Origin of the sequence: Streptomyces sp. NPDC088553 (assembly GCF_044752965.1) — a bacterium.
GTDB lineage: Bacteria > Actinomycetota > Actinomycetes > Streptomycetales > Streptomycetaceae > Streptomyces.
This window is the reverse complement of the sequence record NZ_JBIVMG010000005.1, coordinates 284958-301021: the sequence shown is the minus strand read 5'-3', so window position 1 is coordinate 301021 and position 16064 is coordinate 284958. Positions and strand designations below refer to the sequence as shown.

The 16064-nt window shown below is 72.9% G+C and carries 14 protein-coding genes; 7 read left to right on the top strand and 7 right to left on the bottom strand.

Translation table 11 applies throughout. From position 1 onward, the window contains the following. Positions 1-7 precede the first annotated feature (7 nt). Both ACIP8Z_RS18145 and ACIP8Z_RS18140 read right to left on the bottom strand, forming a co-directional pair. Positions 8-1144 (bottom strand): acyl-CoA dehydrogenase, encoded by a 1137-nt coding sequence (locus ACIP8Z_RS18145; protein WP_402084469.1) that lies wholly within the window; start codon positions 1142-1144, stop codon positions 8-10. Then, complete coding sequence (locus ACIP8Z_RS18140; RefSeq protein ID WP_402084467.1) at positions 1144-2400, bottom strand: amidohydrolase family protein; 1257 nt, start codon at positions 2398-2400, stop codon at positions 1144-1146. Before ACIP8Z_RS18140 ends, ACIP8Z_RS18145 begins: the two co-directional genes overlap by 1 nt. Positions 2401-2533: 133 nt before the next feature. Here ACIP8Z_RS18140 and ACIP8Z_RS18135 point away from each other — a divergent pair, with 133 nt between their 5' ends. Further along, a complete protein-coding gene (locus tag ACIP8Z_RS18135) occupies positions 2534-4042 on the top strand; it encodes a class I adenylate-forming enzyme family protein (protein WP_402084464.1) in 1509 nt (502 codons plus the stop codon). Here ACIP8Z_RS18135 and ACIP8Z_RS18130 read toward each other — a convergent pair. Next, positions 4020-4463 (bottom strand): STAS domain-containing protein, encoded by a 444-nt coding sequence (locus ACIP8Z_RS18130; RefSeq protein ID WP_402084461.1) that lies wholly within the window; start codon positions 4461-4463, stop codon positions 4020-4022. The genes ACIP8Z_RS18135 and ACIP8Z_RS18130 overlap by 23 nt on opposite strands. Before the next feature lie 181 nt (positions 4464-4644). Between ACIP8Z_RS18130 and ACIP8Z_RS18125 the strand changes: the two genes are divergently transcribed. Both ACIP8Z_RS18125 and ACIP8Z_RS18120 read left to right on the top strand, forming a co-directional pair. Then, positions 4645-5226: a sigma-70 family RNA polymerase sigma factor gene (locus tag ACIP8Z_RS18125; protein ID WP_266968060.1), complete on the top strand. Its 582-nt coding sequence runs from the start codon at positions 4645-4647 to the stop codon at positions 5224-5226. Further along, positions 5223-6482, top strand: a complete 1260-nt coding sequence (locus ACIP8Z_RS18120; RefSeq protein WP_402084458.1) for a maleylpyruvate isomerase N-terminal domain-containing protein — start codon at positions 5223-5225, stop codon at positions 6480-6482. The genes ACIP8Z_RS18125 and ACIP8Z_RS18120 overlap by 4 nt, the downstream gene beginning before the upstream one ends. A gap of 56 nt (positions 6483-6538) precedes the next feature. Here ACIP8Z_RS18120 and purU read toward each other — a convergent pair whose 3' ends face one another. Both purU and ACIP8Z_RS18110 read right to left on the bottom strand, forming a co-directional pair. Further along, positions 6539-7390: a formyltetrahydrofolate deformylase gene (purU, locus tag ACIP8Z_RS18115; RefSeq protein WP_319310904.1), complete on the bottom strand. Its 852-nt coding sequence runs from the start codon at positions 7388-7390 to the stop codon at positions 6539-6541. Between the two features lie 46 nt (positions 7391-7436). Further along, positions 7437-7883 (bottom strand): hypothetical protein, encoded by a 447-nt coding sequence (locus tag ACIP8Z_RS18110; RefSeq protein WP_055601323.1) that lies wholly within the window; start codon positions 7881-7883, stop codon positions 7437-7439. Between the two features lie 192 nt (positions 7884-8075). Here ACIP8Z_RS18110 and ACIP8Z_RS18105 point away from each other — a divergent pair, with 192 nt between their 5' ends. Next, entirely contained in the window at positions 8076-9401 is a 1326-nt protein-coding gene (locus tag ACIP8Z_RS18105; RefSeq protein WP_402084456.1) for an ABC transporter substrate-binding protein, read from the top strand. Positions 9402-9472: 71 nt separating this feature from the next. On the opposite strand, the gene ACIP8Z_RS18100 is transcribed toward ACIP8Z_RS18105, so the two are convergent. After that, positions 9473-10990: a hypothetical protein gene (locus ACIP8Z_RS18100; RefSeq protein WP_402084453.1), complete on the bottom strand. Its 1518-nt coding sequence runs from the start codon at positions 10988-10990 to the stop codon at positions 9473-9475. Between the two features lie 123 nt (positions 10991-11113). Further along, entirely contained in the window at positions 11114-12496 is a 1383-nt protein-coding gene (locus ACIP8Z_RS18095) for a transcriptional regulator (protein WP_402084451.1), read from the bottom strand. A 258-nt stretch (positions 12497-12754) separates the two neighbouring features. Here ACIP8Z_RS18095 and ACIP8Z_RS18090 point away from each other — a divergent pair, with 258 nt between their 5' ends. The 3 genes from ACIP8Z_RS18090 (at position 12755) to ACIP8Z_RS18080 (ending at position 16011) form a co-directional block, all read left to right on the top strand. Continuing rightward, positions 12755-13441 carry a bifunctional DNA primase/polymerase gene (locus ACIP8Z_RS18090; RefSeq protein WP_402084448.1) on the top strand — a complete coding sequence of 229 codons (687 nt, stop codon included), beginning with the start codon at positions 12755-12757 and terminating at the stop codon, positions 13439-13441. 75 nt (positions 13442-13516) lie between these two features. Further along, entirely contained in the window at positions 13517-14362 is an 846-nt protein-coding gene (locus tag ACIP8Z_RS18085) for an ABC transporter ATP-binding protein (protein ID WP_402084447.1), read from the top strand. After that, complete coding sequence (locus tag ACIP8Z_RS18080) at positions 14359-16011, top strand: transporter (protein ID WP_402084444.1); 1653 nt, start codon at positions 14359-14361, stop codon at positions 16009-16011. Before ACIP8Z_RS18085 ends, ACIP8Z_RS18080 begins: the two co-directional genes overlap by 4 nt. The last annotated feature ends 53 nt before the right edge of the window (positions 16012-16064 follow it).

Below are 16064 nucleotides of genomic sequence, written 5' to 3'. Positions count from 1 at the left end.
GCGGGGGTCACCGGCCCTTCGGCAGGCCGAGGATGCGCTCGGCGACGATGTTGCGCTGGATCTGGGAGGTGCCGGCCGCGATCGTGTACGAGAGCGAGGACAGCCGGTCGAGGGTCCAGTCGCGGCCGAGGTCGAGCGCGTCGGGGCCGAGGACGGCGGCGGCGGCCTCGTACAGCTCCTGGCGGGCGTGCGAGTAGTGCAGTTTGAAGACGGAGCCGCCGGCGCCGGGCACCCCGCCGGTCGCCTGGGCCTCGCTGACGTTTGCCTGGACGATCCGCCACAGGGCCTGGAACTCGGCGGAGAGCCTGCCGAGGCGGCGGCGCAGGACGGTGTCGTCCCAGGTGCCGTTCTTCCGGGCGGTGCGGGCGAGTTCGCCGAGGAGGCGGCGGCAGGCGACGACCTCGCCGACGAACGCGGTGCCGCGTTCGAAGGAGAGGGTGACCATGGTGACCCGCCAGCCGTCGTTCTCCTCGCCGACCCGGTTCTCGACGGGCACCCGCACCTCGTCGAGGAAGACCTCGGCGAACTCCGTGGAGCCGGCGAGCGTCCGCAGCGGCCGTACGGTGATGCCGGGGGCGTCCATGGGCATCGCGAGCCAGGTGATGCCCCGGTGTTTGGACGGCGCCTCGGGGTCCGTCCGGACGAGGAGTTCGCACCAGTCGGCGACCTCCGCGTGCGAGGTCCAGATCTTCTGGCCGGTGACGACGTACGCGTCCCCGTCCCGGACCGCCCGGGTCCGCAGCGAGGCGAGGTCGGAGCCGGCGCCGGGCTCGCTGAAGCCCTGGCACCAGACCTCGTCGCCGCGCAGGACCGGGGGCAGCCAGCGGGCGCGCTGCTCGGCGGTACCCTCGGCGGCGATCGTCGGGCCCGCGTGGAGGAGGCCGACGAAGTTGGCGCCGACGTAGGGCGCCCCGGCGAGTTCGGTCTCCTCCAGGAAGATCAGCCGCTGCGTCGGGGAGGCGTCCCAGTGCACGTCGGCGTACCCGGCGTCGTACAGCCGGCGCTGCCAGCCGCAGTCGTACGCCCGGCGGGCCGGCCAGTCCATCGGGTCGGGTCTCGGCGGGAGTCCGGGCAGGGTCGCGGTGAGCCATTCCCGGAGCCGGGCGCGGAACTCCTCCTCCTCGTCGGTGCAGGAGAGGTCCATCAGGCGATGCCCCGCCCGGGGCCGGCACCCCGCCCCGGGCCGACGCCCCACCCGAAGTCGACTCCCCGGTCGAGGTCCAGGTCGAGCATGCGGATGGCGTTGCCCCGCATGAGCTTGTAGATCGTCTCGTCGTCGAGGCCCTGGACGTGGTCGAGGGCGACCTCCTTGGTGTGCGGGAAGGTCGAATCGACGTGTGGGTAGTCGGTCTCGAAGGTGGCGTTGTCCCGCCCCACCACGTCGAGCGAGGCGATCCCGTGCTTGTCGCGGAAGAAGCAGCAGAAGATCTGCCGGTAGTAGTACGTGGACGGCGGCTCGGGGACGAGGTCGCGGACGCCACCCCAGGCGCGGTGCTCCTCCCACACGTCGTCGGCGCGCTCCAGGGCGTACGGGATCCACCCCATCTGGCCCTCGCTGTAGGCGAGCTTGAGGCGGGGGAACTTCACGAGGACCCCGCTGAAGAGGAAGTCCATCATCGAGGCCATCGCGTTGTTGAAGCTGAGCGAGGCCTGGACGGCGGGCGGGGCGTCGGGCGAGGCGGCGGGCATCTGGCTGCTGGAGCCGATGTGCATGTTGACCACCGTGCCGGTCTCCTGGCAGACGGCGAAGAAGGGGTCCCAGTAGCCGGAGTGGATCGACGGCAGGCCGAGGTGGGTGGGGATCTCGGAGAAGGTGACGGCCTTGACGCCGCGGGCGGCGTTGCGCCGGATCTCGGCGACGGCCAGGTCGATGTCCCAGAGCGGGATGATGCAGAGCGGGATGAGCCGGCCGCCGCTGTCGCCGCACCACTCCTCGACCATCCAGTCGTTGTAGGCGCGCACGCAGGCGAGGGCGACCTCCTTGTCGTGGGCCTCCGCGAAGGTCTGGCCGCAGAAGCGGGGGAAGGTGGGGAAGCAGAGGGAGGCCTCGACGTGGTTGAGGTCCATGTCGGCGAGGCGCGCCTTGGGGTCCCAGCAGCCGCGCCGCATCTCGGCGCGGGTGATGCCCTCCAGGGTCATGTCGTCGCGGTCGAAGCCGACGGCGGCGATGTTGCGCTTGTACGGGAACTTGAGGTCCTCGTAGATCCACCAGTCGGTCGGCGGGCCGTCCGGGTCCATCGTGATCTGGTACTTGCCGGCGACGTAGGCGAGCTCTCCGATGCCGGCCGTGAGGGGCTGGGGTCCGCGGTCGCGGTACTTCTTCGGGAGCCAGGTCTCGAAGAGGTGGGCGGGCTCGATCACGTGGTCGTCGACGCTGATGACGCGGGGCAGTTCCGTCATGACCCCTCCATGTTTCTGATGGACCGTCAGATCTGACGGCATCAGGCTAGCCCCGCGCCCCTGGACCGACAAGCGCCCGGCCTCTACGCTCACCGGACGATCTGACGGAACGTCAGCCAAGAGGAGTCCGGTCATGGATCAGACCGCACACGCCCTGGGCTCGGCCCGCACGCTCTGGGAGCTCGTCGAGCGCCGCGCCGCCCTCACCCCCGACCGGCCCGTCCTCCTCCAGGGCGACCGGGTCCTCACCTTCGGCGGACTGCGCGACCGCGCCGAGCGCTGCGCCGCGGGCCTCCACGCCATGGGGGTACGGCCTGGCACGGTGGTCGCCTGGCAGCTGCCCACCCGCATCGAGACCGTGGTGCTCTCCTTCGCGCTCGCCCGCATCGGAGCCGTACAGACGCCCGTGATCCCCTTCTACCGGGACAAGGAGGTCGGCTTCGCGCTGCGCGAGTCCAAGGCCGAGTTCTTCGCCGTCCCCGGAGAATGGCGCGGATTCGACCATACGGAGATGGCCCGGCGGCTCGGCGCGCACGGGATCTTCGAGGCGTACGGCCCCGACTCCCTGCCCGACGGCGACCCGGCGGTGCTGCCCCCGCCGCCCTCCTCCGGGACCGACGTCCGCTGGATCTACTGGACCTCGGGCACCACCTCCGACCCCAAGGGCGTCCTGCACACCGACCGCTCGCTCCTCGCGGGCGGCTCCTGCCTCGCCCACGCGCTCGAGCTCACCGCGTCAGACGTCGGCTCGATGGCCTTCCCGTACGCGCACATCGCCGGGCCCGACTACACGGTGATGCTGCTGCTGTACGGGTTCCCGGCCGTCATGTTCGAACAGTTCGCGCTGCCCGAGGCCCTCGGCGAGTACCGGCGGCACGGCGTGACGGTCGCCGGCGGCTCCACCGCCTTCTACTCGATGTTCCTCGCCGAGCAGCGCAAACAGCCCGGCGAGCCGGTCATCCCCACCCTGCGGCTGCTCGCGGGCGGCGGGGCGCCGAAGCCCCCGGAGATCTACCACGCCGTACGGAAGGAGCTGGGCTGCCAGCTCACCCACGGGTACGGCATGACCGAGGTCCCCATGATCACCATGGGCGCGCCCGACGACACCACCGAGAACCTCGCCACCACCGAGGGCCGCCCGCCGGCCGGCATGGAGATCCGGATCACCGGCTCCGGGGAGGTGCGGCTCCGCGGGGAGGCCGTCTGCCGGGGCTATCTGGACCCGGCGCAGACGGCCGCCGCCTTCGACGAGGACGGCTTCCTCATCACCGGCGACGTCGGACACCTCACCCCGAGCGGGCACCTGGTCCTGACCGGCCGCATCAAGGACATCATCATCCGTAAGGGAGAGAACATCTCGGCCAAGGAGATCGAGGACCTCCTCCATCGGCACCCGGACGTCGGCGACGCCGCCGTCATAGGCCTCCCGGACGCCGAGCGCGGCGAGCGCGTCTGCGCCGTCGTCGAACAGCCCCCGGGAGCAGCCCCGCTGACCCTCCCCGCGGTGACGGCCTTCCTGCGGGAGGCGGGCCTGTCGGTCCACAAGCTGCCGGAGCAGCTGGAGGTGGTGGACGCACTCCCCCGCAACGAGACGCTGCGGAAGGTGCTGAAGTACAAGCTCAGGGAGCGATTCGGTCGGTGACCCGCTGTCCGGGCACGGTCGCGTCGGCGAGCCCCGCCGTTCCCGCCGGCCCCGTCGGCCCCGCCGCCCCCGTCAGCGCCCCCGGCACGTCCTCGTACACCTCGAAGAGGCGCCGGACGCCGAGCGCGGCGAGGACCCGGCCGACGTGGCCGACGTGACCGTCCCGGTCCTCGGGGAGGATCAGGCGCAGGCGGCCGCCGCAGGAGCGGAGCAGCCGGCGGGACGCGATCAGCACGCCCACCCCGCTGGAGTCGCAGAACCGCACTGCGGACAGGTCGATCACCAGGTCGTGGCGGCCGCCCGCCACGGCGTCGTGGACGCGACGGCGTATCCGGGGGGAGGTGACCAGATCCATCTCGCCCCGGACACGGAACACCGTCCAGGAGCCGTACTCGTCCTCGTCGACCTCGATCGTCGTCACGGTCGCCGCCTGCCCCACCGGCACGGTCCGAAACCCCCGGGCGCGGGGATGACGCTTTCCTTACCATCCGGGCCCGCGTCAAGGGCGCACTTGCGGCAAACACTCGTGCGTTGTCGGGGCGGCACACTACTTTGGAGTAGAAGCGGAGAGCCGCCGGAGCCGGGAGGGGCGAGGGTCGGATATGGCGATGGACACACCACCGCGCTGGGACCGCAGGATGCAGCAGCGGCTGGCGCGCGGCGAGGCCGCCGCGCTCGGCGAGCTGTACGACCGGTTCGCCGCCCTGGTGCACAGCCTCGCCCACCGGGTCCTCGACGACGACGACGCGGCCGACCAGATCACCCGCGAGGTCTTCGGCTACATCTGGGAGAACCCGGACGCCTACGACCCGAAGCAGGGGAACCTGCGCTCGTGGGTGGCCAAGCTGACGCAGCGACAGGCCGTCCACCGGCTGCGGCAGGCCGAGACGACGGCGTACGCGGAGACCGGCCGGGGTTCGGCGGAGGAGCTGGAGCAGAAGGTCCGGCGGGCGTCGGTCGCGGCCCGCGCCGACTACATCGTGACGTCCATGCCGACGCCGCTCCGGGCCGCGCTCGAACTGGCGTACTTCCAGCGGCGGGACTACCGGCAGACCGCCGCCGACCTCGGCGTCACCGAGGACGAGGCGCGACGGCGCCTGCGCCTCGGGCTCCAGTTGCTCTCCTCGGCCAACCGGCCCTTCGCGGAGGGCGGCGGTCCGCCCGGCTACGGACGGGCTCGGTGACCCGGGCGAACGGCGACGACGGGGACGACGTCGCACGCGCCCCGTGGATACCGGGGCCGCGCCGGGCGGCGGACGACCACGCGGACCTGACGGCCGACCCGAGCGAGGCGCCGGAAGAGGAGAAGCCCGGGGTGGAACCCGAGCCCGAGGTACCCGTCCTGACGCACGGGGTGCTCAAGTCCCTTCTCGGGGCCTGGGCGCTTTCGGCGTGCTCGCCCGGGGAGACGCGGGCCGTCGAGGACCATCTGACGGCCTGCGCGCCGTGCGCGGACGAGGCGCTGCGGCTGCGGGACGCGGTGGCGCTGCTGCACGAGGACCGCGATCTGGACCTCGACCCGCTGCTGCGGTCCCGGGTGCTGGAGAACTGTCTGGGCCGGCGGCCGGCGCGCATCCCGGTGCCGGAGTGGGTCACGCCGTACGACGCGGAGACCGCGCGGCTCGACGCCCTGCTCCGGGACATCGGCGAGTCGGAGTGGCACGCCCCGGTCCGGCTGAAGTGGTACGAGGAGGGCCGGATCGTCCGCCGGAAGGCGACGGTCGCCGGGGTCATGGGTCATCTCCTCGCGGTGGACGGGCTCGTGTCGGCGGCGCTCGGCCTGGAGGACCCGCTGGGCGCGGGGACCCCGGAGCTGTCCCCGTCGGAGCGGACCGAGGCGTTCTGGTCGGGCCTCGACCGGCCGCCGAACCGCACGATCCGCGGCCCGTGGCGGGACCAGAGCCACGCGCTGATCCGGACGGTGTCGTTCGCGGGCCGTGGCGTGGCCGACCTGACGGTCACGTACAAGGACTTCGCGCTGCCGCTGCGGGACTCGCTGCTTGAGCGGGCGTTCGAGTGCTGGGTGCACGCGGACGACATCGCGAACGCGGTGGCCTACCCGTACGCGGCGCCGGGCGGGGCGCATCTGCACAGCATGATCGACCTGGCGGCGCGCCTGCTCCCGGGCGCGCTGGCGAACCGGCGCCGCACGGGCCTCGCCTCGCCGGCCCGCCATCTGGTCGCGGCGGGCGCGGCGGGCCGCTCGCTGCACCTGGAGGTGGAGGGCGCGGGCGGCGGCCACTGGTACATCGCGCTGGACTCCCCGGCGGCGCTCGGCTCGCCGGAGCGGGTGGTGGCGCAGGTGGCGATGGACGGGGTGGAGTTCTGCCAGCTGGTGGCGGGCCACATCTCCCCGGAGGAAGCGGCGGCGGGCCAGGACGGCGACCGCGAGGCGATCAGGGACGTCCTGTCGGCAGCGGCGTCGCTGAGCCGGCTGTAGCCGGCGGGCGGGGACCCCCTCGTCGGAGTCCGGCGTCCCCGCCGCCACCGAGGGTGTTACGCGAAGACCACCGTGCGGCGGCCGTTCAGCAGGATGCGGTGTTCCGCGTGCCACTTCACCGCGCGGGCCAGCGCCTGGCACTCCACGTCGCGGCCGATCGCGACCAGCTGGTCGGGGGTGACCTCGTGGCCGACGCGCTCGACCTCCTGCTCGATGATCGGGCCCTCGTCGAGGTCGGCCGTCACGTAGTGGGCCGTCGCGCCGATCAGCTTCACGCCGCGCGTGTGCGCCTGGTGGTAGGGCTTGGCGCCCTTGAAGCTCGGGAGGAAGGAGTGGTGGATGTTGATGATCCGCCCGGAGAGCCGCTTGCAGAGGTCGTCGGAGAGGACCTGCATGTAGCGGGCGAGGACGACCAGTTCGACGTCCTCCTCGCGGACCAGGTCCAGGAGCTCGGCCTCGGCCTCCGCCTTGGTGTCCTTGGTGACGGGGATGTGCCGGAAGGGCAGCCCGTACGAGCCGACGAGTTCCTGGAAGTCGGTGTGGTTGGAGACGACGGCCACGATCTCGACCGGCAGCGCGCCGATCCGCGAGCGGAACAGCAGATCGTTCAGGCAGTGGCCGAACTTCGACACCATGAGGACGACCCGCATGCGCTCGTCCGCGCGGTGGATCTGCCAGTCCATCTCGAAGGAGTCGCCGACGGCGACGAAGCTGGCGCGCAGCTTGTCGACGTTCACGGGGGCCTCGGCCGAGAAGTGGACCCGCATGAAGAAGAGCCCGGTGTCGCGGTCTCCGAACTGCTGACTGTCCTCGATGTTGCACCCGGTGATGAAGAGGTAGCTCGACACGGCGTGCACGATGCCCTGCTTGTCGGGGCAGGAGAGGGTGAGGACGTACTGGTCGGTCATCCCGTCAGCCTGCCATATCCGGAGGCGCGCGGTGACCCACCGTCCGTCAGGCGGACCCCGTCATGATGTGCAGCACGTCGAGGGAGCGCGGTGGTGTGTCCGGGTCCTCCCCGTCCGCCTGCGCGAGGCGTACGTGGGCCTCGCGGGCGGCCCGTACGGCCTCGGGCCACCCGGGGTGCTGGAGGTAGGCGGAGACGGGGGCGTCGGGGCCCACCTGGTGCATGATGCGCAGCACCCGGAGGACGGCGACGTCGACGAGGGCGGCCTCGCCGGTGTCCCGGAAGATCGAGCCGACGTACTTCTCGGCGGACCAGTTGTCGAGCCAGGTGTCCTCGACCAGACGGTAGACGGCGTCGGTGACGTCGCCGTACCCGTCGAGGCCGGCCAGCCAGGTGGTCTCGTGGAACCCGGGGTCGGAGAGCATGTGCAGCGCCGAGCGCACGTTGCTGCGCCAGCGCCACCAAGGCATGTCGTTGAGCGGCATGCCGCCCATGGTGGAGGAGCGACGGCCGCGACGGGAAGAGTTAACCGAACCGGAGACTGGACTGGACACGTTTCGATCGTACGTTCCCTTGTCCGGTAACCGGAGCCGCCCCCTCGCAGCCCCCGTAATTCACCTTCACGTCACCCCCTGTTGAACCATGCTCACTCCCGCGTTACCCATGAGGCGGAAATGTGCGTGTCCATGACCGGACGGCGACTGACCTCACTCCTCGCGTACGTCACGACCGCGACGGCCGGAGCCTCGTTGCTCACCGGTTGTGGCGTGCTCCCTGGAACCACGGGGGGTTCCAGGGAGCCCGTCACCGTCATGACATGGGCTCCCGACCAGACCCGCGCCACCAATATGCCCGGAATGCCCGCCATGGCACAGACCTACGCCCGCTGGGTCAACTCCCAGGGCGGCATCGACGGCCACGAGCTGCGCATCCTCACCTGCAACGAGCACAACACCAGCGCCGGCGCCGCCGCCTGCGCCCGCCGCGCCGTCCGGGAGAAGGCCGTCGCCGTCGTCGGCTCGTACAGCCAGAACGGGCGCGCCTTCATGGCCCCCCTGGAGGCCGCGGGCATCCCGTACATCGGCGGCTACGGCATCTCCGAGGACGAGTTCACCAGCCCGCTCTCCTATCCCGTCAACGGCGGGCAGGCCTCGCTCATCGCCGGTCACGGCATGCAGCTCGCCGCGTCCTGCCGCAAGGTCTCCCTCGTCCGGCCCGACACCCTCGCCGGCGACAAGCTCCCCGAGCTCCTCAACTCGGGCCTGCGCAAGGCGAGCCACCGCAGCGCCGTCGACATCCCCGCCGTCGAGGACGCCGCCGAGTACACCGAGCCCGCCATCAAGGCCCGCGAGAGGGCCGGCGCCGAGGACGGCTGCGTCACCGCCGTGCTCGGCGAGCGCACCCAGACCTTCTTCGACTCCTTCCGCCGCCTCCCGCAGCAGGAGAGCGACGGCGAGAACGGCGGCGGCTCGGGCGACGGCTCCGGATCGGGCTCGGGCGACGGCTCCGGCAAGAAGAAGGACGGCGTGCGGATCTCGTCCGTCCTCGGCAGCGTCGGCCAGCCCGTGATCGACCGCACCGGCGGCGCCCACAGCCCCTTCGAGGGCGCGTTCGTCACCGGCTGGTACCCGGAGGCGTCCGACAAGAGCTGGGCGCCGATGCGGAAGGTCATCCAGGAGCACGCCTTCGCCGACAACCGGGTCGACCCGGCCGACGCGGGCGTCCAGACCACCTGGATCGCCTACACGGTCCTCAAGGAGGTCGTCGAGTCCCTCGACACCGACAAGATCACCGCCACCCAGATCGCGTTCGCCCTCGACCGGGGCGCGCGGATCGACACCGGCGGCCTGACCCCGACCCTGCGCTGGAAGTACGAGGACCTGCTCGGCGCCCCGGGCTTCCCCCGGATCGTCAACCACGAGGTGACGTTCCAGGTGGTCCGCAAGGGGCAGCTGGTGGCGCAGCGGCCCGGTTTCGTCGACGTCGGCGAGACCGTCCTGAGCGCCCCCTGAGCCCTCCCCGGCCCTCCCCCGCTGTGGCCGTGGCCACAGCGGGGGCTACGGCCGGGCCTGCGGCCGGGGCGCTAGAGCTGGGTGTACGTCCGCTTCTCCAGGCCGTACTTCGAGGCCGTCGGGTTCCACAGCGAGGCCGCCTGCTTCTTGGCGGCGGTGGCCTCGCCGCTCTTGTTGTTCGCCGCGGCCAGCTGCGGGGTCGAGCGCGCCTTGCCGCCCTTGCAGGCCTTCTTGGCCTTCATCTGGTCGCCCCAGGCCGCGTAGTGGTCGTCCGCGGCCGCCGAGGCCTCCCAGGCCTTGGTGAGCGCGGCCGTCAGGGCCGGGTTGTCCGGGATCTTGTCCACCGACAGCGACTGGAGCTTGGTCACCAGGCCACGGCGCTGCTCGGCGGCGCCCCGCAGGTCGCTCGCGGCCTTGTCCAGGTTCTTGCACTGCTTGATGGACTCGACCGAGCTGATCACCGTGTCACGGCTGTTGCTGCTGGTCGCGAGGAGCTTGCTCAGCTCCTGCGCCTGCGGCTCCGCCGGGTCGGCCGGCTTCTCGGTGGGCGCGGTCGTCGGCTCGCCGGACGGGGCGGCGGAGCTCTCCGCCACGGTCTGGGTGCCCTTCTTGGGGTCCTTCTCCTCGTCGCCGCCGCTGAGCAGCGCGCCGGCACCGAGGCCGACGACCGCGCAGCCGACGACGACGGCGGCGATCAGCGCGACCGGGGACTTGCGGCGCGGGGGCTCGGGGTCGGCACCGTCGTCGTAGTAGGCCCCCTCGTACGCGTACTGCTGCGGGGGCGCCGGCGGCTGGTGGTGCTGCTGCTGGTGCTGCGGCGGCTGGTGCTGCTGCTGGTACGGGGCCGGGGCGGGCTGCTGGTACGCCTGCGCGTGCGGCTGCTGCGGGGCCTGCGGCGCCCGCGGGGCCTCCGTGCGGAAGAGGTTGTCGAACTCGGCGGGCGGCTGCCGCTCACCGGGCTCCTGCGCCGGTACGGGGGCGATGTACTGGGTCGCGTCGGAGGCGCCCGCGGGCCCGGGGCCCTGCGCCTGGAGCGGCCCGGTGCCCAGGAACTGGGTCTGGGCAGCACCCCCGCCCGGCTGCGGCGGCACGGGGGCGATGTGCTGGGTGGCCTGCATGTCCCCGGCCGGCGGCGGATAGCCGTACCCGGGCCGCTGACCGGCCTGCGGCATTCCGCCCGGCTGCTGCTGCGGGTACCCGTAGCCCGGCTGCGGGCCCGGCTGCTGCCCCGGCACCGGCGGCATGGGGGGCATCCCGCCCTGGACCGGGGCCACCGGCGGCATCCCGCCCGGGACCGGCGCGATGTGCTGGGTCGCCTGCATGTCGGCGCCGCCCGGGGCACCCGGCCCCGGGTAGCCGTAGCCGGGCTGCGGCGGGACCGGCGGCAGGTACTGGGTGGACTGCGTGTCGGCGGTGCCGCCCGGCGCCGCCTCCGGAGGCAGGGGCTGCGCGGGCGGCAGCGGCTGCCCGCCCGGCGCCGCGCCGGCGGGACCCCAGGCGCCACCGTACGGCTGTGCTCCCCCTTGGGCGTTCTGCGCGGGGGGCACCGCCGGGTACTGCGGCTCCGGACCCTGTCCGTTCTGCGTCACCGGGACTCCTACTGATGGACCTACGGAATCGTCGGCTCACGCTACCGGGTGCGCCCGGGGCTCCGCACATACGTGTGAGCCCGGTTACACAACCTTCTCGAACGGCACGGCTCCCGGCCGGGACTAAGCGGCATAGAGCTCCATGCGCGCCCCGAACTCCCGTACCACCGCCTCCCCCGCGTACGGCTCCAGACGCTCCCGCAGGTCGTCCAGGTACTCCGCGCCCCTCGACGACCGCAGCGTGCCGAGCAGTTCGAGCGCGCGCGTGCCCGTGCGGCAGGCCTGCTCGACCTCGCGCTGCTGGACCTGCGCCGAGGCGAGCAGGGCGAGGCCGATCGCCCGGCGCCGCGCCCGCGTCTCCGGGTGTCCGGCGATCGACTCCTCCGCCGCCCGCGCCGCGGCATCCGCCTGCCCCAGATCCCGGTAGCAGTGCGCCAGTTCGTCCGCCAGGTACGCCTGATCGAAGTGCGCGATCCACGCCGGGTCGTCGCCCGACTCCGGATCGGCCCGCTCCAGGGCCCGTACGGCACGGCCCGCCGCCGTCTCGAAGGCGCTGAGGTCCCCGAGCAGGGCGTGCCCGCGCGCCTCGGCCGCGTGGAACATCGCCTCCGCGCGCGGCGGCACCTTCCCGCGCGCCCCCTCCTGCGCGGCCCGCGCCAACTGGGCGATCTCCCGGGGGTTTCCGAGCTGCGCGGCGAGGTGGCTCATGGAGGCGGCGAGGACATAGCCGCCGTAGCCGCGGTCGCCGGCGGCCTGCGCGAGCCGCAGCGCCTGGATGTAGTACCGCTGGGCGAGGCCCGGTTCGCCCGTGTCCACCGCCATGTACCCGGCGAGTTCGGTCAGCCGGGCGACGGCCGCGAACAGTTGCCGGCCGACCGCCTCCCGGTAGGAGCCGGACAGCATCCCCGACACCACGCTGTTCAGGTAGTGGACGACCACCGGGCGCACGTGCCCGCTGCCGAACCGCCGGTCGAGGTCGACGAGCGCCGCCGTCATCTCCCGTACGGCCGCCACGTCCGCGACCCCGACGCGCGCCCCCGCCATCCGGGCCACATGCGTGTCCGGGCCCGTGATCAGCCAGTCCCGGCTGGGCTCGACGAGCGCGGAGGCCGCGACGGTGGAGCCGGAGAGGAAGTCGCGGCGGCCCACGTCGCTGCGCCACAGCTCGCAGACCTGCTCGATCGCGCCGGGCACGGTCGGCGCGAACTGGAGCCCCACCCCGGCCGCGAGGTTGCGCCCGTTGGCCATGCCGACCTCGTCGATGGTGACCGTACGGCCCAGCTTGCGGCCGAGGGCCTCGGCGATGATCCCCGGCGCGCGCCCGCGCGGCTGCTGCCCGCGCAGCCAGCGTGCCACCGACGTCTTGTCGTACCGCAGGTCGAGGCCGCGCTCCGCGCCGACCATGTTGACCCTGCGGGCGAGGCCGGCGTTGGAGCAGCCCGCCTCCTGGATGAGCGCCTGGAGCCGTTCGTTGAGCTGACGCGGAACGAGTGGCCTGGCTGCCATGAGTACCCCCTGAGGCCGTGCGGTGATCACCGGAGAAGGGATCACTGCCCGGTGGATATCCGGTCAATGCCGATGTGAACACGCGAAACCGGACACGTCGGTTGCGACTTCGCCGCCGGCGCCCCCACCTGTCCGTACCCACCCCAGCTCCCCGGCCCCCCGCGCGCCCCCGCCCGTGCACCGATGCGCCCCGCGTGCAGGATCGATGCCTCACACCGCTCCACGCCCTGGCCGTAACCCCAGGTGGCGGGGGAAGTTGTGTTCCACGTGGAAGAGACCATCGGAGTCACGGAAGCCGCACAGATCCCCAAGCAGCGCGGCGAGCAGCTGCTGGACAGTGCCGTGCGGTACGCGGAAGAGCGGCACTGGGACGTGTTTCCCGGGACCTGGCTGGAGGCCGTCGAGGGCCGGGAGCGCTGCTCCTGCGGGGCGGACGCGTGCGCCGTGCCCGGCGCCCACGCGGTCAGGCCCGACTGGTCGACCCAGGCGACCGGCAGCGGGGTCGGGGCCCGGCGGATGTGGTCGAAGCAGCCGAAATCGTCGATCCTGCTGCCGACGGGCCGTACGTTCGACGCCATCGAGGTGCCCGAGTCGGCCGGGTTCCTGGCGCTCGCCCGGATGGAGCGGATGGAGCTGACGCTCGGCCCGGTCACCTGCACCCCGGACCGCCGGATGTACTTCTTCGTCCTGCCGGGCGCCGCGACCAAGGTGCCCGACCTCGTCCGCAAGCTCGGCTGGGTCCCGGCCTCCATCGACCTCACCACCCTCGGCGAGGGCCACTACGTGGCGGCCCCGCCCACCCGCATCGGCGGCAGCGGCGCGGTCCAGTGGGCCCGGCGCCCCACCCCGGCGAACCGCTGGCTCCCCGACGCCGAGGAACTGATCAGCGCCCTCGCGTACGCGTGCGGCCGGGAGGCGGCGGAGGCCAGAAGCCGCACGTCCTGACCCTCGGTCCCCACGGGCCCCGCCCTTAGGGTGGGGCCCGTAAGACACACGGGGACGACGAGGGGCAGACAGACCATGCCTGACCAGGCATTTGACGGAGCGTTCGACACGGCGGGCGCCGCACCGGGGGACGGTGCGGCGCCTGCCGTACGCATCGAGGGCCTGTGGAAGCGATTCGGCCAGCAGATCGCGGTGAACGGCATCGACCTGGTGCTGCCCGCGGGCAAGTTCATCGGGCTCGTGGGGCCCAACGGCGCCGGCAAGACCACCACCCTTTCGATGATCACCGGCCTGCTCCGTCCCGACCAGGGACGCATCCAGGTCGCCGGGCACGACGTGTGGGCCGACCCCGAGTCGGTCGCCCAGGTCAAGGCCCGCATCGGCATCCTGCCCGAGGGCCTGCGGCTCTTCGAGCGGCTCTCCGGCCGCGAACTCCTCGCGTACAGCGGCCGGCTGCGCGGGCTGCCCGGCTCCGAGGTCGACAAGCGGGCCGCGCAGCTCCTCGACGTCCTCGACCTCACCGGCTCGCAGAACAAGCTGGTCGTCGACTACTCGACCGGTATGCGGAAGAAGATCGGGCTCGCGGCGGCGCTCCTCCACAACCCCGAGGTGCTCTTCCTCGACGAGCCCTTCGAGGGCGTCGACCCGGTCTCCGCGCAGACCATCCGCGGCGTCCTGGAGCGGTACACCGCCTCCGGCGCCACCGTCGTCTTCTCCAGCCACGTCATGGAGCTCGTCGAGTCGCTCTGTGACTGGGTCGCCGTGATGGCGGCCGGCCGGATCCGCGCCCAGGGCACGCTCGCGGAGGTACGGGGCGACGCGCCGTCGCTGCAGGCGGCGTTCCTGGAGCTCGTCGGCGCGAACGGGCGCGAGGCGGCGGGCGACTCGCTCGACTGGCTGGGCGGCGGGGCGCAGCGATGAGTGTCTTCCCGACCACGACCGCCACCGGCACCACGGCCCCGGCCGGCCCCGTCCCCTCCCTCACCTCCGTCTTCGTACGGCTCAAGCTGAGCCTGCTGCGCAACGGGCTGCGGCAGTCGGGCGGCCGGACAGCCGCGTACATCCTGTCCATCGTCTTCGGAGCGGTCTTCGCCGCGGCCCTCGTGCTGGCCTTCGTCCTCATGCGGGGCAGCGCCGACGCCGACAGCGTCGCGATCCTCCTCACGGGCGCGCTCGCGCTCTCCTGGGCGGTGATGCCGCTGTTCATCCCGAGCGGTGACGAGACCCTCGACCCGTCGCGGCTCGTCATGCTGCCGCTGCGGCCGCGGCCGCTGGTCCGCGCGCTGCTGGTGGCCTCCCTCGTGGGTATCGGCCCCGCCCTCACCTTCGTCCTGGCCCTGGGCGCCGCGCTGTCCGTCGCGCACGGCGCGGCCGGCGCCGTCCTCGCCGTCCTGGCCGTACCGCTGACGGCCGTGACGTGCGTGGCCCTGTCCCGGGCCGTGGCCGCCGCCAACGTCCGGCTCCTCACCTCCCGCAAGGGCCGGGACCTGGCGCTGCTCAGCGGCCTGCTCATCGCCGTCGGCATGCAGGTCGTGAACTTCGCCGCCCAGCGCCTGGGCCAGGCCGGCGGCCTGGAGTCCCTCGAACCGGCGACGGCCGTCGTCGGCTGGCTGCCGCCGGCCGCCGCGATCGCCGCGGTCGACTCCGCCGGCCAGGGCGACTACGCGGTGGCGGCGGTCCGGCTGCTGCTCACGGCGGCCACGCTCGCGGCGCTCGTGTACTGGTGGCAGCGGAGCCTCGTACGGCTGATGGTCGAGCCCGACGGCTCCACGATCGGCGCGGCCTCCGACGCGGGCGTCCGTGACAAGGCCGACGGTACGGGGCGGCTCGCCCGCATCCTGCCGGACGGGCGCACGGGCGCGGTCATGGAGCGCAGCCTGCGCTACCTGTGGCGCGACCCGAAGACGAAGGCCGGGGCCGTGACGTCGCTCGCCCTCGGCCTGATCGTCCCGCTCGTCAACGCGCTCCAGGGCACGGGCTCGATCTACTGGGCGTGCTTCGCCTCCGGCATGCTCGGCATGCTGATGTACAACCAGTTCGGGCAGGACACCTCGGCGTTCTGGATGGTCGCCCAGACCATCTCGACGACGGCCGACGCGTACGCCGAACTCCGGGCGCGCGCCCTGGCCCTGCTCATGGTCACCCTCCCGTACGCGCTCTTCGTCACGGTCCTCACGGTCGCCGTCCTCGGCGACTGGGAGCGGCTGCCGGACGCCGTCGGCCTGGCGCTCGGTCTGCTCGGCGCGATGCTGGCGACGGGCTCGGTGGCCTCGGCCGCCTTCCCGTACTCGATCCCGCAGGACAGCGGCTACAAGAACGTGGCTCCGGGGCAGGGCGCCCTGGCGTGGATCTCGATCTTCGGCGGCATGCTCACGGCCCCGTTGCTGTGCGCGCCGCTGATCGGCGCGACGATCTACCTCCATGTCTCCGACCAGCAGTCCCTGCTCTGGCTGCTGCTCCCGGCCGGCACGCTCTACGGCGCGTTCCTGATCTGGGCGGGCCTGAAGGTGGCGGCGCCGCGGACGGCGCGGCGGCTGCCGGAGATCCTGGCGGCGGTCAGCAAGGGCTAGCCTCCGCCCCCACGCCCCCTACGTCGACGGCCCGCCCGGCCCACCCGGGCGGG